Source organism: Sphingobacterium sp. NGMCC 1.201703 (assembly GCF_047784615.1).
Taxonomy (GTDB): domain Bacteria; phylum Bacteroidota; class Bacteroidia; order Sphingobacteriales; family Sphingobacteriaceae; genus Sphingobacterium.
In genome coordinates this window covers 370249-390344 of record NZ_JBLOHD010000001.1, presented here as the reverse complement: position 1 = coordinate 390344, position 20096 = coordinate 370249, and the positions used below count along the sequence as shown (strand labels likewise).

Genomic DNA, 20096 nt, shown 5'->3' with positions numbered 1-20096 from the left:
GTTGTCGTACATATTTTTAATATTTCTACCGTTGCTGTGAACGGTAGAAATTTTAAATTCTTGCCAGATCTATATATTTTCTTAATCTACTTCCTCCGTCAAGGCTATCTTCGAAATCATTGTATTGGGTCCTTTTAAGGTATTCACTTTTAACTTTAATACCCCATCATTGGAATCTTCGCGCATCACATGCAATTTGATCCACTGACCATCTTTGTCGTGTCGGCCTAAGGTATACGGCCGTCCTTCAAATTCAATATCTGCCTGACGTCCCAAGTTATTCCAGTCATGGAAAAAGACGTAAAAAGTACCGATCATACCTTGTGGCACATGCATGGTCACTTCCATTTGTTTGCCCTGCCAGGCTGAAGAAACCTCGTCTTTCCAGACACCCTCTGCTTTGACGCTATAAGTCGTCGATTTATTCGCTTCATTCAAATCCACGGCAGAGGACCAATCGACATTTCGGTCAGTAGCTTGGGATTTTTTGCCGGCTTCGACATACAGCAGTGAATTTTTAAAGGCTTTTGGTACAACACTTTTTAGAGGCTCCACGAAGACAAACATTTTTCGTAATGAATCCAAATTTGGTTGGTAATCGGGATCGAAGTCATCAGAAACCATATACTTTTGGAGACTAGCTTTCAGCTGCTGGCTTACTGGATTTTTCTCATCTTGTATGTTAAAACCAGTCACCAATAACTTGCCTTTTCCAACCTTTAATTCAAAAATAGAAGCCAGCTTGTTGTTGCGATGAAAATCGTCTATTGGCTGTGCTATGGGCCTATAGTCCGCCGGAAAATTATTGATATAAAAGCCTTTTGCACCTTTGTAGATTGCTTGCCATTGCCAGTTGCTGTATGCATCTGTTGGAAATTCCTTGAATGCCGGATGTTTGTCGCGCAGTAATAGGCCTATCGTATTGATTCCCTGCCCCGGAAAAAAAGTAAGTGACCAATACAATGGGTAGAAGCTAATCATATCTGCCGTTTTCACATTGCCCAGATCAGAAGCATCCAACAAGACCTTTCCGCCGGCATTTAAAACTTGCTCTGCCTTAGCGTCAAACCGCTCTGTTACATACACCTCTTTTTCATGAACATTGACTGGTGGATATACCCAGATCTCCCAGCGATTTTTATTGGGCCGATCTTTCAATCCAACCTCCACGGTTAGCCTTGTAGCTCTTTTGACCTTGGAAAAATCACTGGTAAAGGATCCTATAATTTCTGAGCTCCCAGCCTGAAAAGTTTGGTTCGTAAAATCACCAGCGGAGAGCACTTTTGCTGTTTCATCATAAATCTTCCAGTACACCCCATCTTGGATATCAGCCTTACCGTAATGGGCAACCTGCACTTTGGCCTTGAAAGGCTCTTCTGTTTTCCATACAAATTTTGGAAGACGTAACAGCATCACTGTGGTATCATGGTGCATCTTGAATTTTTCCGGGGTAGTAATCCCTTTGCTATCATAAAAAGCATCCAGCCAACCTATTAGCGCTTCCCCTTGCCCTTGATAGTCCTGCATACTTAACAGTTGTATGCCTGCTGCCGAAGGTGTTCGAAGAAAGGATTCTATCTCATTTTTATACATCAGCTGGTTGAGTGCGCCAGAAGCCTGCACGAAAGCTTCATTTTGTGATTCGAGGTTGTTTTTTCTGGCTTGTTCGCGAAAAAGTTCAAGGTTTCTGGCTTTCAGTACGCCAGTGTATTTTTTTATTTCATCCCATCTTGGGTATACGGGCCATTGCCCAATTTCATGTGCGATAACGGGGATATTGGATTGACTATACACCTTTTCAAAATCCCAATCCGTTGTCGCACCACGTAGCCCTCTGGTCCCTCCTAATTTGTCAATATAATGTGTTGCGATAAACTGATCCAGCGCTGTTATCTTCCGTGCTGAAGAAACAGCATATAATCTTCTTGAATCTTTTGCTTTATAAGGTTTTAGCCAGGATTCCATGACGTCAAAGTCTGAATTCCCCAATTCATTGCCGATGGCCATTGTTACAAAAGAAGCATGGTTTCCATAACTGGCCAACATGGTAGCAATCTCTTTTTGTGCAAATGAATCCGCCGACGCATTGTGACCTAGCCCCTTCGGCCTGCCCTTTGTGTTCATTTCTTCACGTCCCGGATTGTCAACTGCCATCCACCAATCCAGCCAGATGACTTCAGGCTGAAGATAAAGCCCTATTCGATCTGCGGCAACAAATGCCGCTTCTGGTGGACACCAGGAATGAAAGCGCACATGGTTCAATCCATAAGCTTTATAGATACGAAAGATCCGTTCCCACTCTTCAACATCCATCGCCGGATAACCGGTTAATGGAAAATGGACGCAATCCAAATTTCCACGTAGAAAAACAGGGCGTTTGTTTACTAAAATCTTCGATTTGGAAGCGCTGATTTCACGAAAACCTATTTCCATCTCCTTCACTTCCAATTCGCGATCCTTATCATCCGATAACCTCAGCGTCAATGTATATAGATTCGGATTGATATCGTCCCACAATTGAACTAAATCAGTTACATTTTCAGTAATATCAATAGGTTGTTTTGCCGATAATAAAGTAAACTTCCGCTTTCCAAGAAACAGCTCGTTCCCACTCTTACGTTCCCGTAAGGAATAGGCTAGCGTTACGGAGCTTTTCTTGCCACTATTATTCAATAAAGTATCCTTGAGCTGAAAAGCCTTGGGTGCAATTGATGTGAAAACTTGTGGATTTAAAAAATGGATTGGATTCTTTGCTATGAGTTCAATTTTGCCGACTATACCATTCCAGATACTCTGAGTGTACTCTGTGTAAGCATGACCTTTGTCACCAATGTTGTAGATCATGTCATTGTTTATACGGATTGTCAGCCGATGTTTGCCCGGGCTAAGCGTCCCTAGTGCATACAGATGTGGCGAGTTTAATGCATCCTGCGACGTAAATTGTCGGCCATCCACGAAAAGCATAGATTGCCACATCACGCGTTCCAGGTTCAGGAAAATCTGTTTGCCTTTCCAGTCGGTTGGCACGGTAATTTCCCGCTGGTACCAAGCAGGTCCATAATATTTATATGCTCGGGTTAGGATACCAAAGTCAGATCCAGTTGTTTTTGTCCCATAGCTGGCTTCATCTGTCGTCCCCGGTAATTGGATTGTTTGGGCAAGATCACGTTCAAACCACTTTTCTTTCAGTCCACGGTTATTCTCGTCCAGACTAAAGCGCCAGGTTCCGTCCAACATATGTTTGTTCTGTGCAAATGAGTAAGTTGAGATAATCCAAAAGAAAACTCCGATAGAAAAAGATAACAGCTTCATAAATAATGTGGTATTAAAGTATTATTCAAAGAAACTCTTATTAACGGTATCCAAGATGTAGAAAAATAGTAAAAACATGTAAAATATGCCTTTTTGCTTTAACAAAAACAGGAGAACCCAACGTTCGCAAGAGCTTTTTAAATATTAAAATAAAATAGGCTAGGAAATCAACACCTAGCCTATAAAAATACAATAATCTAACCTGCCTGTGGTATTTGAATAACCATTTGCGACGCAAGAAGGTTTTGAAAATTAGCATATCCCATTTAACTTTAATTTTCTCCTGGTCTTTTAAAACCAAATGTTCCTGTCTACCGTTCCTATAGACCAGTCCATTCCAATTGATATTGGAAATTGAGTTGGAATTTTTACACAAAATTAGATTACCATGGAAACGCAAATTATTGAACTTGAAAAAGAATATTGGCGGGCAATGGAACATCGCGACTTTGAGACCATTAAACGTCTGACCCGTTTTCCCTGTATTGTGGCCGGGAAAAACGGTATACGCCAAGTTGATGAAGCCAGCTTTAAAAAAATGTTTGACTCCAGCGAAGGCATGCAATTAAAGGTTCAGGAAATTTTCTCCATCGAGTCAGAGGTCATTCAAGGGCATACGGGTATTATAGCCTATCGGATCACCATGGAGTATGTGGCCAAGGAGGGCAAAACAGCCCTTAACTGTGCCTGCACATCCACCTGGATCAAAGAAAATGATCAATGGGTCTGTGCCATGCATACTGAAACGGAATTGGTCTAGCCCAGTACTTGCGATTGTTCGGAAGTATCCAGTCCACACATCCAATTGTCGAAATCTGCTCCGAAGAGATTTACAATCCTGACCGCCCTCTGTTTAGTTAGCAGCATTTTTTTTGTAACAGCACTATTGCGGGTAATAGTGCTGCTGTATTGCCTTTAGCTGATCGACGATCAGTGTTGAGCTCCTTTCATTGGCAATGGACATCATTTTCTGAAAGAAAAGCTGCGTCGGGCGAAATTCGTGTCCCAGCTCAGCGGAGACCCTATCAAAATGCTGACGAATGACGGCAGGATCTTTTAAGGCATCCCGAAAGTTCCAACGATAAGACCCAAATATAAAGCGCAGGCCGTCGTTGTTGCCCGGTAGCGGTACGGTACCATGATCATCTTCTTCGTAGAAAGCATATTTCCATAGAAGATTTTTAAGCTTTTCTTTTTCCAGTAGGGTTTTAAATTTGGCGATCGCGATTTCATGTTCATCAACGCTCACATTCCGAAGGCGGGCATTATTGGCTTGCGCCAAAAAGAGGCGGATGCCTTTAAAGTCTTGTTGTGTCGCTTCGCTTTTTTTGATCAACAACTCATTATCCCACCAGAGGCTGGGGTCATTGGCAATGTAAGCGTTAAACAATGGATTTGTCACTAAGTTATTGATGGCAGTCAGCCCCCCAAAAGAATGGCCCACCAGCACTTTATAGCCATTGGAGCGATATGTCTTTTCGATAAAAGGAAACAGTTCCTTGCCTATAAAATCCATAAAGGCAGGATTTCCACCGCTGCGCTCAAAGCCCCGGGCACGTTTCCCAGAGTGCGCATTCGATCCCGAAACTGCAGTAGGTGTCAGATCCCGTGTGCGGTCCGTATTGGCAATGCCCACCAGAATAGCCGGTGGCAGAATGCCCGAGGGCTCACGGCTCAGATAATGGTATAAGCTGGCAAGATACTTAAAGTTGGTCTCGCCATCCAGTATATAGATGACAGGATATCGGGTTGCGGAATAAGTTTGGTAGCCTTCCGGTACCGATATTAGAATGGGACGGTCTTCGTTGACAATATGCGATCTGATGCTGGTCTCGACTCCGATAGTGACTTGTTGTCCCGCAACCCTGCCAAGGGGTAACAGCAGCAATAAACAAACAATAAAAGAATTAAATTTCATGTGATGAGCTAGTAAATGATTAAAAACAGTAAATACCTTTCAAACTTGCTATTAAATTCGCCATCAAATATACTATTATTTATATTAATTCTAAATAGCAAACACCTACAAAGTCTACTCGTCACCTCGTAATGAAAAATAATGGTATTCGGCTAGTACATTACTATTTATTTAAAGCAAGTGAACTTGAATAAAATGCCAGCTATTTCGCAACAGCTGGCCTCAACAAATAAATGTAAATAGACTGCTGCAGCTATTTTCGGGTTCCACTGCGCAGCGTAAAAATCCTTTTTAAAATTAGGCGGCACAGCAGTACAAGAATCATTAAGAGGAACAAACCCAGCAGCCATTTACTGGAAGCCGAAAACAAGCTTCTTTTTTCTTTTTTTTCGGTATCCAGGGTTTGCACATTGATATTGTTGACTGCGGTCGATGCTTCGTTTTGTACATGTGTACTTACACGGGCTTGATGATTAAGTAGCATGCCCGACTTTGCGACTAGACCACTATCCGGATGAAAGCGAAAGGTACTATCCGACCAAAAGAGCCAATACCCCGACTGACTGTCGCGCCGCATAACAAAGTGCAGATCCAGCTGATTGCTCTGCTGCTCTATTTTGTTATTCAGAACCCGGCTTTCTCGAACCCGGGGCTGGAAGATCTGGCAAGCTCCGGCAAACAGTACAAGAGCAGTCAGGATCGCTATATATTTCAGACAGGTTCCCATATCCCTCCTCCTTTTCAGTCCAACCAGTTTGAAAATGCATGGATTGTCGCTAAATGGCGTCGTTTACTAAGCACGCGATTATTCACGTTGCCCTCGACCGTCAGCAGCCAATTGCCCCCCCTTTTCCGTGCGATCCCCACATGGTTGATCCGCCCCAGCCTTGGGTTATAGATGGCAAATAGATCTGCTTCTCGGACAGCATCCTGCTCGACCTGTTCCTTTTTATAGCGCCGAACCATCGGAAAGAGCGCCGGACTCCAGGCATTGCGCGGTGCCGTCAGTCCCGCTTGGCTATAACACCAAGATACAAAAGCCGCACACCAAGCATGCCCTTTACCTAATCCTGTGTAAACCAGATATTCCTCTACTCTCGGGCCATCATTGTGCCCTGTGGCTTCCTGTACACCGATCTCTTGTACGGCAATGTCCACAATGCGTTGGCGCAAGTCTACTGATTGCACTTGAATTGCCTGCTGAACCGGATTTTCAAGTCGAAATTCAAGAGATGTAGTCCCACAAGTTGAACATCCGAACTGGTTTTCCTCCACGTCCCATGCTACAAGACAATTGCCAAAACTGCCAAGAAGGAGGATAACAACAGAAAGAATACCGAAAAGTAAATAATGCATTGTTGCCATGATGTCAATTGATTAAAGTGATCACTAAAATTTTCACGAAAGAATTTAAAAGGCTGCCAGAGGATGTCCTGCAACCAGTAGCAGCAGTAAATGGCCAGTATTCCGGCCAATACCCCAAAGAGCAATACCGAAAGGACACCGATGTCCAATATCCCCGCGGTTGGATCAATAACCTGTAATAATAGACCGGCTGAAATAAAAAATATAAGTAGACAGGCCAGTACGATGCCCAGCACCTGTCTGCTTGTTAAGGGCCAATAGATATCCTCGATACGATAGACCAGTTGTTTTTGTAATGTGTTCATTTTTGATATATTGAAAATAAGCTACAGTAGTAACAATCATTACTACCGTAGCTATTCATGTTATTAACTCAATGTAAGTTCACCAATGAATTCACTTGATGAGGTTTTAACACCATCGCGGTGCCCTGTAAATACCCATCCCACGATTGTATCTCCGGCATATACAGAAGGAAAAGTCAACGTTAATGTCTCGTCATCTCTTGTTGCCGATTCCATCAAATTAAAATATTTCTTATCTTTATTGTAGATCAGAAGAATTACAGAGTCATCGTTGTATCCCATTAGGTCGCTTGTCGATTTCATCCACGTCAACGTAATTTCCTGTGGGGCACTTTCGGTCCATTGTGGCACAAAAAGATTTGCCAATGCACCTCTACTAATACGAACTTTGCTGTAATCGATCTCGAAGTCAGGATACATTCCAGTGATTGCAAATTTGAGCACGTCACGCAATGCTTGGTTATAACCTGTCGATCTACCCTGTTGTACATCAGAGTATCCCAGGTTTAGAAGCTCCTTTAGGGGGCCTAAAAAAGCAGTTGATAATGCAAACTTCTCACGCTGTGCAAGTTGCTTTAAAGAAGCAGGTTTATTAGTTGGCCTCGCTACAGATCTAACATAATCAACTGACCGCCAATTACTTCCTATAATATTTCCCACTTTACCGCTATATGCGCCGTGGATTCCTTTTAAAAATGTTGCCATAATTACTATCTTTTAATTTTGTTTATACAATGTCCGCATGCAGGACTACTATGATATATCATTGGCTAAACTAATGCAGTTATCAGGCAACTAAAATTAAAGGGATAAATCGGGATAATTTGGGATATAAAAGGATAAGAAATGGGATAATAACCGTAACTTTCTTCGGGCGCTGTTCGGGAGTTTTTCGAGCTGTGTTTCCATCTCCTTCGAGACTGCTGCGGGAGCGGTTCGAGTATTGTTCGACTGTGCTTCGGCTACGCTTCGAGTCGTTCCCGAAGCACAGTCGAAGCGCTCCCACAGGATTGTCGAAGCTGTCCCGAAGCAGTCTGGGAGAAGTCCCGAAGGACAGTCGAATCCTTTCCGAAGGACTGGGGAAGAAAAATAGCATTAGGTGAGCGTTTTATAGTTTATCTAGACCACCACGTTCCCGATATTTCCGTTTTTCCAAAAGAGATTGGATATCATCCCGGCGGTGATAATGCTTTCCACCAATAATAATCGGGTCTAACCACTTGCGGTCGATCCAACGATAGTAGGTACTGTGTACTATCCCGAAAAGAGATTGTACTTCTTTGGATGTCAGTAGGTCTTCCGCCCGCAGTTTTTCTTCGTGGGGTGAATGGGCTCCATTTAAGAGCTTTTCCAAGATATTTTTAATCGTTTCAATTAGGAGTAATAATCGGTCAAATCTTTTCATCATACATTCAGATTAATTACTAAAACCGTATCGATTATTGTACTGCAACTGTCCGAAAGCTAATTCATCAGCATCTGTTCTTTTTACGGTATTTGTCGATATTTGCTTTAAAGCGTTTCCGATAAGTTTTCCCGATGGGCACAAATACATCGGTACTTTTGATCACAATATGATCTAAGGAATAGTGCTCTACATACGCCATATTCACCAAATAACTTCGGTGTACCCGTACAAATTGTTCTTTATCCAACAGACTTTCCAGCAAGTCCATCGTAATATTTCCATTTTTCGTAAAATACATTTTGTTGCCCACTCGGTTTGTATTCTCCTTGTAAAAGCACATTGTTTTATCCTCAATAACAGCTAACATCATACGCTCGGTATTTACCTGAATATGATAACCGGCAGATTTTGAGGTTTTTATATCTAAAATATTGTCATTCAGATCAACGAAATCTTGGGGGACATCGACAAATGCCTTGATCCGCTCCATCGTTTCATTAAAGGCCGCTCTTCCGATTGTTTTACGGATAAATGCCGATTGATAAGGTGATGTTTCATACACATATTCCGGGTGATTGGAACAGACGATGACTTGTGGCATTACCTTTAATGCTTCCAGGAGCTGTACCCCATTCAATGGCTGCATGTTCATATCCAATAAAAGTATATCTATTTCCTGCTGCTCCATCAGGCTTAATGCCTGAACCGGATCAGAAGTGCAGAAAACAATCTTTAAGCTGGAATCATCTGCTATGTATCGTTGGATCAGAAGCAGTTCGTCCAATTGATCATCAACTATTCCTATGCGGTATACCATGCTAGTTTCCATCCTGATCAAATTTATGCTGAACAAGACGCACAATAAATTCATTATCCGATTCTTCGATATGGAGTACACCGTATCCTTCCTCTTTGCACAGGCGTTGCTGCAAATTGCTCAGGCCAAAATTGGAGGACTTCATCATCGCGCGCTGCACAGGATCGAAAAAATTTCGGCATTCGAATACAAATCCGTAACGGCTCAAGACCAATCTAATAACGAGCGCTCCTTTAGATTGGAAAACAGCATACTTGATCGCGTTTTCCAGGATCGTCACCAGAGACATCGGAATAATCTGATGATGACATTTTTCCCAATCCATATCCACATACAACTCCACTATCGTATCTCCATATTTCCATTGCAGGATATCGGTCAAGTCAATCAAATAATCCCATTCTATTTTTAATGGAATCGTTTTCATACCAGCAATATCCTGATCCAATACATAGCGCAGCACCTGGTTAAAACGAATTAACATATCAACGCTTTCCCTACCTTCTCCCATTAAAGATCTGCCAATACCCGTGGATAAGATACTTTCAACAAAATGTGGATTGATATCACGCAACGAGAGCTGATAACGCAAATTGTCAATTTCATTTTTTGCATTATTATTATCAGCTTCCAATAAAGATTGCTGGCGTTTGCGTTTCCTAAAAAAGCCATTGCCTACTGTGAACAATAAGACGGAACTAAAGCTTGAGCCCACTCTTAATTTGAACTGTACCGTATCGAAATCTGAATTTATCTTAAAAAGAAAAATCCCGATATGTGGATAGAAATCATAAATGACCCATTTTGAAAAAGGGATATAAGTAAACAAAATAAAAAGGAACATCAATACCCCCACACCACGCTTAGACCAGGCTGAACTAATGACCATCCGGAGATTAAAGTCTAACAGCTTAAAATAGAAGACAAATAATAACATAATACCAATGATCTGCATGACATTTATTAACCGTTGATTACGTAGTAGATTGCCGATGATCAGGATGAGAACAACGCTGAAAAATAATATAATTGGCGATCGATATCTCTTTAAAACTTCAATCATAATCGGTTAAAGTATGGTTGTAATCATTAAATTACAAGTATTTTATTTAATAAATACAATTATAACCTTAAATAACAAAAATATTATAATTCAACCTATCTAGAATAAAAGTTTTCGATCCTTTCGTAAAAGCAAATGTATGCTCAGGGCTCAGCAAATCCCCCAATATATCCGCAGATTCTATTAAACATAACATTCCATTACGGTGTAGGTAATCCCAACAGGCCCAATCTGCCCATCGGTCGTTTAACCTATCCGACAATATATCAAAAAGTTGTTGCATGCATTGCTGGATGTAATCTGTGCGTGCTATTTCAAAAGAGGGGCAAATAGGCTGTTGAATATCTATCTTGACAATATCCGACGATAACTCATCCAGTATTGGATATACCGGCACCTTAAGCAAATGAGACATAAAAGCTATTCCTCGTCTTACGTACAGCAGTTCTTTAAAAAACGATACAGGGACAAGTAAGCCATCTGAATCATCGGCCCCCATATTACCATCCGCAAACAGCAGGATGTGCCTACCCGAATACAATGATCTCCTTATACGCAATAGCGTATGCCTATCTTCGGCAAAGAGAAAATTGAAATGTCGATCCGATACACCAAAAGCAGCCCTGTGTAAATTCAAACTATGTTGATACTTTTGATAAACCTTTTTACTGATCAAAATATCAAAGTCTATCCCCGCCCGAGCGAGATAAAGAGGCAAGAGCTCATGCTGGCCCAAGTGAAAGCCCGTCAGTATACCAGCCTGCGATAGCGTATTCAATCCCGCTATTGTAGGAGTATAATTCTCCGGGTTGCGCGCTATATGATACCTTTTAAATATTGAATACAGCTTATTGTGATCCTCCCAAGGTATCGCAGGTACATAGTGATGTAAATTGGCGCTGAAAAACGCAAAGTTCATTTGGCTATTTGTCATATCAAGTGGATTAAAAGCAATCCCCGGTCTAGTGACCGGAGATTGCAAGGTTAGTAGTTGCAGTTGTCAGAAGGCCCAGATTTCGCACTTGTCTTCGGCTTCATCCGTCCCGATTACAGAAAAGATGGCCAGAAAATCTGCCAATCTCACGACTTGCAGTTCTGTGCTATTCAGGACCAAAATTTTATTCGATACTATTTCAGTCATTGTTTACAATTTTTCAATTCTAAAAGTCCAAAGATCGCAGGGTTGGAAATCCCAGACTCTTGTCGACAGAGCTTGCTGAATCAGTACTACGAATATCCAATCGAACACACTGAAAAGTCGAATAAAAGTGTACTCAGCCTATTTTTGCGTAAACTTTCCTATTCGCGCCAGTTTTGCCATTCGCGCGACGTTCGCGCAAAAAATCGGCTGTCTACGATTAAATTCTTCCTATTGTTAGCTCTATTCCGATATTGCTCTTTTTATTAAAATTTGACCATGCAAAAGAGCCTATTTATTGCACTAGAGGAGCACTATACACCGATCAGCGGTACAGCGTTAAACCATATATTAGGCATTCAGCTTATGAAGATCGCTAAAGCCTCCTATTTCCAGAACGAAAACGGCGATGAGGCCTTGCTACAGGAATTCGATGGACTTCTTAGTTATTTGACTTCCTTACATCTCTTTGGGCAAAAGCGAAGTCTCATAAGGCTACAGATCGAACGAGGGGACCTGCATGCTTTCTATGTATTAGAGTCAGCCGGGCCTATTTTATTGCTAAAAGGTCATCAGCAGTTTGAGCTTCACCCCAAGCGAGGTTGTTATTGTTACCTTCCGCCGGGAGAATACATCTTGGAATTTCCTGAAGGACGTACCCAATTGTTTTCCTTTTACTTTCGTGGCAAAATGTTCCGCAAGAACCATGAGCGGCATTTTAAGTTTTTACAAGAGCTAGTAGAAGCTTTCCGCAATAAAACTGGTTTAGTGGTGCAAAGCATAGATTTCAGGATCGGTCCACGTACTCGAGTACTGATCGCACGCCTGCTCGAACATTTGCAGTTTATCGATCTGGATACCGAGCTATTTCTCCATCGTCAGATTCTCGAATTGCTCAAGCTTAGCAAAGAAAAAATTTTTGAGGAGTATGAAAAAGTATATGACGGTAGTATTTTAGCGCTCCAGGTACGGGAAGAAATACGGCGAAGCATAGCGATAGATGGTCAGGAATTTAGACTAGATGAGTTGCCTTCATTATTCAAAAAAAGCCAACAATATCTTGCGCGGGTGTACAAAGCTGTGTTTGGCCATACCATGAAGCAATGTCGCAAGGACTTTTTACTGGAACTGGCACAGGAAAACTTGTTAAAGCTATCCAACAGCACACAGGCGGCCTATGCCTGCGGATTTAATAGTGTGCAACAGTTCGACAAGTTTTTTTAAGAACGCCAGTGGGATGACACCCACTGATTACCTCAATAAGATCCGGGAAGAATAGCAAAGGTTTCGTTTTTGACAACAGTACTGTTTCCGGTTTGACACCCCTAAGCTCTTTTGCTGACCTAACTTTGCTTTACACAGTATATAAGTAAAAAAATAGCAACATGAACAGCACAGCAAAATATATCACTACACAAATCATCCGCATCTCTCTGATGGTATTTTGGTTGTATGTGGCTGTCGACAAACTACTCGATCTGAATGCTTTCCATTCAGCCTTACAACGCCAACCACTTACTCCGTTTGTAATTGACACATTTTATTGGCTTTTACCCTTTATTGAGCTACTTATTGGCTTGTTGTTTACCGGAAGATATAAACGTTACGCTTACCTGCTGTCAGCATTTCTATTACTCGCGTTTAGTATTTACATCGCTCTGGGACTCGTGGGTTTCTATCCCAAACGCCCATGTGGCTGTGCTTCCGTCTTTAGCAGCCTATCCTGGCCTTGGCATTTGGCAGTAAATCTTATCCTGTTGAGCCTGTCCATACTGGGATGGTACTTGACTGGCCCAACCAGCCCCATGCACAAAGAGGAACAACACGATAAAGAAAACGCCAGAGCTCCCCTCTTTTCTCTCCCGCTTTTGGTACCACTGTACCACTTCCTAATGGTGGTGAGGAAGCGATTTCCAGAGAAATTTGCTTTGTTCCCGGCTTGGCCGGTATCGCTTTAAATTATGATACGTGAGCTGTGCCACGTAAAAAGCACAGCCGAGATACGAATTGATCGGGACATCTCGTTAAAGCAAAGTACTGATCGCTATATATTAACACAAAGTTTTTTGAGGTAACCTTTTTTTGATCAAAACGCAATTTTTAAAAAACTCAATTGCGTAAAATAAAAGGCCATAAAAATGAGAACTATTCAGCTTATAAAAGATAACGCAATGCTTTTGATCGCAGGCTTAGCGATCGTAGGTTTCAGTTCATTTAAAATGATAGACAAGTTCGAGACTAAATCGGGTGCAGTTACAAAATGGTATCCCGTGGCTGCCAATGGTCAAACTATCGACACATCGAACCCGCAAGATGATCCACCTGCTGACAGTGAATGTCAAGAATCAAATCTTGGTAATACCTGTTTTATCAAGATGACTACGACAGCGTCCGTTCCGACATCAGTGAATGCTGCATTATCAGATCCTACAGTTTCTGATATTGAACAATATCATCGCGATGAATAATAAAAATGTGAAAGGCCCGATCAAACTCGGGCCTTTTGCTTATCGTTCATTTTGTGCTATTCCTGTTATCCGAACCACCTCATTCGGAATCGGAAACACATAACGCCTACTCTGAGGTGCCAATGTATAATCTTTTCCATCAATAGACCTTTCTAACACGATCTGCGTGTCGCTATGCCGATTATATCGTTTAAGATCCATCCATCTAATACCTCGAAAGAGCAGTTCCCGACGTCTTTCATCCCTTAGATAAGCTAAAAGATTGTCCTTTGATGCCGGAATATCCTGCTCATTTTTGAACCGAAATTTCGCAAATTGCTTAAAAGTCTTAATTGCATCCTGGAGCTTACCCTGCTGTGCCAAAGCTTCAGCCTTATTGAGCCAAACTTCGTCTACCGCAAGCCCTGTAAAAAAAGCGGCCGAACCATTATATGAACCTTTATATTTAAAGTCACCATCAGAAGCTTTAAAAAAGAGGTCCTTTCTTAGGTCATCTCCTTTATATAGCGCATGAAGTTCTTTTGACACATTCAGTCTGGTAGCGTTCAAAATCGCATAAATACTCATACTCGTATGGAAAATAACTTCCTTATTGAACAATCCAAAAGAATAATTCAACGAAGTAGAGAGGGAAGCATAGTCAAGGAGATCAGATTGCAACGCGAGACTTTCCGATGCCATTTTTTCTGACTGAGGATAGTTCTCCATGAACAGGTAAAACCGGGAAAGAAAGGCCAATGCAGCAGCTTTTGATGGTCGTGTTTTCACTTGAGGCAGCCCCTGCAAGAGATCTACGCTTTCCTTCATGTCGTTTTCGATCTGTGTCAACGTTTCCCGTACCGTACTTCTAGTTGTAGGTAAAGTAATGTCAGAGACCAATCTTAAGGGAATACCCAATTCACTCTCCCATGTGGATGGATCGTACAGTGCACCAAAACAATTGTATAATTCCCAAAAAGACCAAGCACGTATAAATAATGCGCTTCCCTTGATGTCATTAAATTCCTGAACATCATAAGGTTGTGTCACAGCCTTCAGACGCTCCAATACCAAATTACAATATAAGATACGCTGATAAGGAGCATTCCAATCGTCTATTCCCTCAAAATTCCCATAGATATCCCCAGCCCATGTATACATATTTTTTTGTTCAGGTCGAGATAGAGCCGTCCAAATATTCAGATTGACATAGTAGTCATCCGTTGACATCTCCGGCATACCATATCCTGCCAGTTTACTGATAATGGATGAGTTGTCCAATAGCGCCCTCAAATCCGCAAGGGTTGAAGGGATCGATCGGGCGCGATCTGGAATTGCATCCAAAAAATCCTTTTTACAGGCATTTGTTATTAAAGTGAGCAAGCCAAACATGGCGCAGCGAAAAATACATTTTATATATTTCATCATTCAAATCATTAAAAATCAACCCTTAAAAGCATTGACGCCTGTAAGGGGCGTGCATAAAAACTCAATGGCATATCCGGATCGATATGTTCCTTGGATTTGGACCAGAGGATTCCCAAATTTTTCACATTGAAACTTAAATCTACCTTTTTAAACAGCCTGTTTTTCCAGGGAAAAGTATAAGCAAACTGTATATCCTCCATACGAATATTTGCGGCTGATGTTATTGTCTGTTCACTCATCTGATAGACCATATCCCGCTGTGCCATCGACGCCAAGTCTTTAGGCATTCCCGGAACTGATGTGTGATTTTCGTCTCCCACTTGCTGCCAACGATCCTGCATCTCCATGTGTCCCATCCAGTTGTTCAGTAAGCTATAGTAAGATAGTGAAGGCCGGCGATACACATAGCCCGCTTTAAAGCTCAGCAGAAAACTGATGTTGAACCTATCAGTAATATTAAATGTGTTTCGCCACGAACCGAACCAAGTAGGCACTGTACTGCCTGCATACACAAGATCCGACAACTCCAATCCCTGCAGGTAAGCTGCATAATTTTTGGAAACCGTACCATCTTTCAAATAAACAACCGGATCCCCCTCGTTATCCAAGCCATTCCACTTGTAGCTGTACAGATAATTTTGAGGCTTACCGACTTGAGGGGGCGAAAACACCTGTTCCTGACCAAGATAGGAAGCAATAGCCCAGCCGTTCTGACCATCATCATATTGTGTAACTTTATTATTTACATAGCCGAGAATCACATTGCTCGTCCAACTGAATTGATTACGTTTGACCGCCTGTACAGTCAGGTCAACATCAAGACCTCTGGTCAAAGCATTCGCATAATTAATCCGGTTGCGTAAAATTTGATTATCAATCCCAGTTGTTGGATCCACTACCGCATCAGCGATCAGGTCACGCCCCCATTTATTGTAAAATTCAATCTGACCAACAATCCTGTTGTTGAAAAGGCCGAAATCCAGACCCAAATTGAGTGTCCTTATTTTCTCCCACTGCAGAGACGGATTACCTGTATTGGCTAGCGTTCCCCTCGTGAGGCCGTTAAAGGAATCATTGCTGTACGTAGCAATTGGATATGCCGTTAATGTCTTGTCCACATTGCCATTTTCGCCAATTGTAGCTCGTAGTTTCAAAGCTGATAGCAGATCGCCTCTGAACCAATGCTCTGCTTTCACATTCCATAGTAGGCCAGCCGACCAGAGAGGAACGCGCTTTTGATTGAAGTTTACACCAAACAGATTACTTTGGTCGACACGTATACTCGCAGTAGCCGTATACCGATGATCAAAGGTATAGCCCATATTTGCATAGTAGGCCTCATAACGGTCAGTTTTCAGCACCGATCTACTATCCGGGGCAGGGATATACCCCCAATTTCCCTGCGGGCTCATCTGTACCGGATTTTTATAATCAATTGATGACGCTCCCACCAATGTTTGATCATTGATACCGTACACTGTTATTGTCGGATTGCCCTCAATGATATTTTCATTTCTTTCCACTCCAGCAAACAGGTTCAGTTGGTGCAAGTCGCCGAAATTACGGTCAAATGAGAGAAAGAACCTGGTAGCATACCCCCTTTGCGAATCACCCGATACATTAGACAGACCACCTTTCGGTATCGCTCGCACACCATCAGGTGAAGTATACTGATTGACCAGATTTCTGCTCTCATAAGAATTGGACAAATAATACTTTCTCGAAGCAGAGCTGCCCACCGTATATAACTGTTTCAATCCGATATCCAGGCCGAAAGGAAATTTATAGCGCAAGCCGCCATTAAACCGGAATGAAAAGTCGCGGTCCCTGTTTTCCCGCCATTGATATTCCTGTTGCGGATAAAAGCGCCAATCCAGATAACCATTTGATTCTGCCGATTCAATATATCGTAGACTATAACGTCTCGGGATACCATATTCATCTCCAAAAGAAGCGTATGGCAGCAAGTAGGATTTACCCGTGGCAATGATGTTGCTCATACCCATGCCATCCGTTTTCATGACACTATGCATCACTTGGGTTTCGATATCCAGCGTCAGTGCACTGGTCAATCGGTAATCCATATTGGCTACGACATTGGTTTTCGCATTCGAATTATGACGGATGGTAGTTTGGTCTGACTGATGGGCAACTGAAAAGTAATAAGAGCCTTTCGCAAAGCCACCGGAGCTATTAACGCCATAACGCAACAAGACTGGCGTTTGATACAATTCCTTCCGCATTTCATTGATAAAATCCCGTTGCCGCATCACTGTAGCCCATGAGCTTAAATCCGTTTCGGATATTTTTCCATTTTTGAGATCAAATAGCCGATCTACATAAGGCGAATTCAGCGTCCAGTCATTTTGCTCATACCATCCGTTATCAAAGAAGGTCTTTTCCATATCCATAAATCTACCCGCATCAATATGATAAGGGGATCTTGTAAAGTCTGGTTTTGAAGCCACTTCAAGTCCTGTATAAAACTGGAAAGTCTGCGGTTTCTGACTACCTTTTTTAGTAGTCAATACAATCACACCGTTTCCGGCTCTCGCGCCCCAGATACTTGCGGCTGAGGCATCACGCAACACCGACACAGTGGCGATATCTTCCGGATTGATATCTGCAATACTTCCATTAAAAGGAAAATTATCGAGGATGATCAGTGGCGAGCCATCACCAAATATGGTGGTCATTCCCCGCAATCTCAGCTTGGGAGTACCGTCTCCCTCCCCGTTATTGTCCTTACGTATAAAGGCCAGTCCTGTCGTTATATTTTCCAGTCTATTAAGCAGATTGGCCGAATTGGAGCGCTCCAGCTGCTCCTTTCCCAATACCTGAAATGAACCTGCCGAACGTTCTTTGGAAATCGACTGATAACCAGTCTGTACCAATACCTCTTCGATCTTTCTGACAAGTGATTGAAGCACGATGGTCTTGTCCGCCAATAGCTGATTACCCGTAAGCGTATCCGTACGATAGTTTAAATGAGATACAACATAGCGATCAGCAGCCGCCACGGTTATTGTAGCGATCCCAGACTGGTCGGACAATACAGCAGAATGACTTCCTAATATTTTTAAAGAAGCCCCTCTTACCGGCCTTGCTTCATCATCTGTGATACGAATATTTAGCTTAGTCTGTGCAATACTACCTAAGAAAACTATTTGCAGGAGCAAAAAGACGATAGTCTTAATTTTCATCTGACACCTCCCTTCTTACCGTTGCAGATTGCGTGAGATAAACACTCAGCAAGGGGCGCTCACAAAGCCCTACCTGGATACCATGCTTTTTTAGGATAGCAAATACGCTGGGTAGGTCTTGCAGCGAACAGTCAAAGTCGATACTGTAAAGCTGATCAGTAAAGGCTTTATCCCAGACGATCGGTATAGGATTACGCTTGTTTTGCTCTGCAATAATGCCAAGGATATTTTCCAGTGAAATATTGACAAATCGGGCTTTTCGTGTGTTGGGATCGAAAAAATTTTCTGTTTTTAATCCTTCCACATTAAAAGCCTTATGGGATGACGATACAGTAATGAAATATTGTTTTCGCAGCAGGGGCTTCAAGGAGAAATCCACGCCAAAGTTATCCGATAAAAATGAACGCAGATCTTCCCGGAATATCGTCTTTGGATCAAGATCTGCAGTACTATCCAGATTAATAAATTCATAACAATAATAATGATCCTGTTTCCATTGATAATTCCACTTCGACCGCTCTGCGATCGGCATGCTGGCAAACTTCTCGTAATCGTAGCACAGGAGCTTCTTGACGGAATCAGGAATATCAAACACCAATCTGTTAAATCGGCCATAATGAGGTATATCTTTACTATAGAGATCGTAAAGCATATTTTCTATAGCCCCATTAAGATACCGTAAGTAAGATTTAGTTATTTTCAACCGCCCTATATGCCAATCGAAAGAGCGATAAAAAGCTCTATTTGAATCATATTTGGCGATGACATTAGCCTTAAGGAAATCCTGTAGTTTTATGCTGTCCTGATAATCGACTAATTCAGTTTTCTTAAATTCCTCTATAGGTTTCCCCTGAATAGCATTCAGTATATTACCATCTGTAATATAATCACTTGTGTTGGACATCAGGAGCTTACCATCCGCTATCCATATCGAATGCGGTAAGGAGTGACGCGGAAAGTACTTCTTTATAGTCTGATCCTCGTATACAGTAGATACTGGGCTATTGCTTCGGGCACTAAAGCTCTGTATCCTTTCTCTGGTTTCATCTGTTACAGCAAGTATCGCGATGTCCTGACCATACTTGGCACGATATTGATCCAGTTTGGGAAGCATCTTAATACAGGGGGCGCACCATGTCGCCCAAAAATCAAGAATAATTAGTTTTTTGCTTTTGAAGTCGGCAAGCTTAATCGTATTCTTTCCTTTGAGATCTTTTATAACAGCCAAGGGCAAGTCCCAAAGTGCTTCGGGAACCTTATCTCCTACCTTCAACGCTTTGATCATTTGAAGCCCATCGGCCCCGCTGTCCTTGCGGGGCGTCTGAGCTGATAAACTAAACATAGAAAACAAATAAGTAAGGACAAGCAAGGCTTGCGTATTCTTTATTACCTTTAAAAAACAATTAATAATATTCACCAATATATTGGGTCGGAAAAGGACATACCTCTCCCATTTGCATAAATTTTGCATTCAAAAAAGCGTTAAACAAAGACTAAGTTTAATCTCTGCGGTATACTAAAAAAATAAAATGCTTCCGAAGGCTGTCTCTAACTGGTTACAAGGCATCTACTAGGGGACATTATGACGCTTCTTATCGGAAAAAGAAAAAACTCGACATGCTTTTATTGTCTTACAACAAAAGGTTTATCTGCACTTATTTGAAAAGCCTGCTTTTATTTGCTAATTTTAGG

18 protein-coding genes are annotated in these 20096 nt (G+C 41.9%); 4 read left to right on the top strand and 14 right to left on the bottom strand.

Annotated features, from left to right (window positions below; translation table 11 throughout):
* Window positions 1–81: 81 nt before the first annotated feature.
* The gene (locus ACK8HY_RS01610) at window positions 82–3312 is read right to left on the bottom strand and encodes a sugar-binding domain-containing protein (RefSeq protein ID WP_416132522.1); all 3231 of its coding nucleotides are present in this window, start codon (window positions 3310–3312) and stop codon (window positions 82–84) included.
* A 388-nt stretch (window positions 3313–3700) separates the two neighbouring features.
* On the opposite strand from ACK8HY_RS01610, the gene ACK8HY_RS01605 reads away from it, so the two are divergent.
* On the top strand, window positions 3701–4072 hold the full coding sequence (locus ACK8HY_RS01605; RefSeq protein ID WP_416132521.1) for a nuclear transport factor 2 family protein: 372 nt from the start codon (window positions 3701–3703) through the stop codon (window positions 4070–4072).
* A gap of 123 nt (window positions 4073–4195) precedes the next feature.
* Here the strand turns inward: ACK8HY_RS01605 and ACK8HY_RS01600 are convergent, their stop codons facing one another.
* From ACK8HY_RS01600 to ACK8HY_RS01555, 10 genes are all read right to left on the bottom strand, one after another.
* Complete coding sequence (locus ACK8HY_RS01600) at window positions 4196–5230, bottom strand: alpha/beta hydrolase (protein ID WP_416132520.1); 1035 nt, start codon at window positions 5228–5230, stop codon at window positions 4196–4198.
* Between the two features lie 253 nt (window positions 5231–5483).
* Complete coding sequence (locus ACK8HY_RS01595; protein ID WP_416132519.1) at window positions 5484–5957, bottom strand: hypothetical protein; 474 nt, start codon at window positions 5955–5957, stop codon at window positions 5484–5486.
* A gap of 14 nt (window positions 5958–5971) precedes the next feature.
* A complete protein-coding gene (locus tag ACK8HY_RS01590) occupies window positions 5972–6595 on the bottom strand; it encodes a hypothetical protein (RefSeq protein WP_416132518.1) in 624 nt (207 codons plus the stop codon).
* Window positions 6514–6900 carry a hypothetical protein gene (locus ACK8HY_RS01585; protein WP_416132517.1) on the bottom strand — a complete coding sequence of 129 codons (387 nt, stop codon included), beginning with the start codon at window positions 6898–6900 and terminating at the stop codon, window positions 6514–6516. The genes ACK8HY_RS01590 and ACK8HY_RS01585 overlap by 82 nt, the downstream gene beginning before the upstream one ends.
* Window positions 6901–6963: 63 nt before the next feature.
* Window positions 6964–7605 carry a DUF6266 family protein gene (locus ACK8HY_RS01580; protein ID WP_416132516.1) on the bottom strand — a complete coding sequence of 214 codons (642 nt, stop codon included), beginning with the start codon at window positions 7603–7605 and terminating at the stop codon, window positions 6964–6966.
* Window positions 7606–8008: 403 nt separating this feature from the next.
* On the bottom strand, window positions 8009–8308 hold the full coding sequence (locus tag ACK8HY_RS01575; protein WP_416132515.1) for a helix-turn-helix domain-containing protein: 300 nt from the start codon (window positions 8306–8308) through the stop codon (window positions 8009–8011).
* Between the two features lie 64 nt (window positions 8309–8372).
* Window positions 8373–9137 carry a LytR/AlgR family response regulator transcription factor gene (locus tag ACK8HY_RS01570; protein WP_416132514.1) on the bottom strand — a complete coding sequence of 255 codons (765 nt, stop codon included), beginning with the start codon at window positions 9135–9137 and terminating at the stop codon, window positions 8373–8375.
* On the bottom strand, window positions 9127–10188 hold the full coding sequence (locus ACK8HY_RS01565) for a histidine kinase (protein ID WP_416132513.1): 1062 nt from the start codon (window positions 10186–10188) through the stop codon (window positions 9127–9129). Before ACK8HY_RS01565 ends, ACK8HY_RS01570 begins: the two co-directional genes overlap by 11 nt.
* Window positions 10189–10255: 67 nt before the next feature.
* Entirely contained in the window at window positions 10256–11122 is an 867-nt protein-coding gene (locus tag ACK8HY_RS01560; protein ID WP_416132512.1) for a hypothetical protein, read from the bottom strand.
* A gap of 66 nt (window positions 11123–11188) precedes the next feature.
* The gene (locus tag ACK8HY_RS01555; protein WP_416132511.1) at window positions 11189–11329 is read right to left on the bottom strand and encodes a hypothetical protein; all 141 of its coding nucleotides are present in this window, start codon (window positions 11327–11329) and stop codon (window positions 11189–11191) included.
* Between the two features lie 276 nt (window positions 11330–11605).
* Between ACK8HY_RS01555 and ACK8HY_RS01550 the strand changes: the two genes are divergently transcribed.
* The 3 genes from ACK8HY_RS01550 (at window position 11606) to ACK8HY_RS01540 (ending at window position 13794) form a co-directional block, all read left to right on the top strand.
* Window positions 11606–12550: a hypothetical protein gene (locus ACK8HY_RS01550; protein WP_416132510.1), complete on the top strand. Its 945-nt coding sequence runs from the start codon at window positions 11606–11608 to the stop codon at window positions 12548–12550.
* Window positions 12551–12711: 161 nt separating this feature from the next.
* The gene (locus ACK8HY_RS01545) at window positions 12712–13284 is read left to right on the top strand and encodes a MauE/DoxX family redox-associated membrane protein (protein WP_416132509.1); all 573 of its coding nucleotides are present in this window, start codon (window positions 12712–12714) and stop codon (window positions 13282–13284) included.
* A gap of 213 nt (window positions 13285–13497) precedes the next feature.
* A complete protein-coding gene (locus tag ACK8HY_RS01540; protein WP_416132508.1) occupies window positions 13498–13794 on the top strand; it encodes a hypothetical protein in 297 nt (98 codons plus the stop codon).
* 39 nt (window positions 13795–13833) lie between these two features.
* On the opposite strand, the gene ACK8HY_RS01535 is transcribed toward ACK8HY_RS01540, so the two are convergent.
* Genes ACK8HY_RS01535 through ACK8HY_RS01525 form a run of 3 tightly spaced genes read right to left on the bottom strand, consistent with a single transcriptional unit; the run spans window position 13834 to window position 19746 of the window.
* Window positions 13834–15201 (bottom strand): RagB/SusD family nutrient uptake outer membrane protein, encoded by a 1368-nt coding sequence (locus ACK8HY_RS01535; protein WP_416132507.1) that lies wholly within the window; start codon window positions 15199–15201, stop codon window positions 13834–13836.
* Between the two features lie 8 nt (window positions 15202–15209).
* Entirely contained in the window at window positions 15210–18404 is a 3195-nt protein-coding gene (locus ACK8HY_RS01530; protein WP_416132506.1) for a SusC/RagA family TonB-linked outer membrane protein, read from the bottom strand.
* The gene (locus tag ACK8HY_RS01525) at window positions 18394–19746 is read right to left on the bottom strand and encodes a TlpA family protein disulfide reductase (protein ID WP_416132505.1); all 1353 of its coding nucleotides are present in this window, start codon (window positions 19744–19746) and stop codon (window positions 18394–18396) included. The genes ACK8HY_RS01530 and ACK8HY_RS01525 overlap by 11 nt, the downstream gene beginning before the upstream one ends.
* Between the last annotated feature and the right edge of the window lie 350 nt (window positions 19747–20096).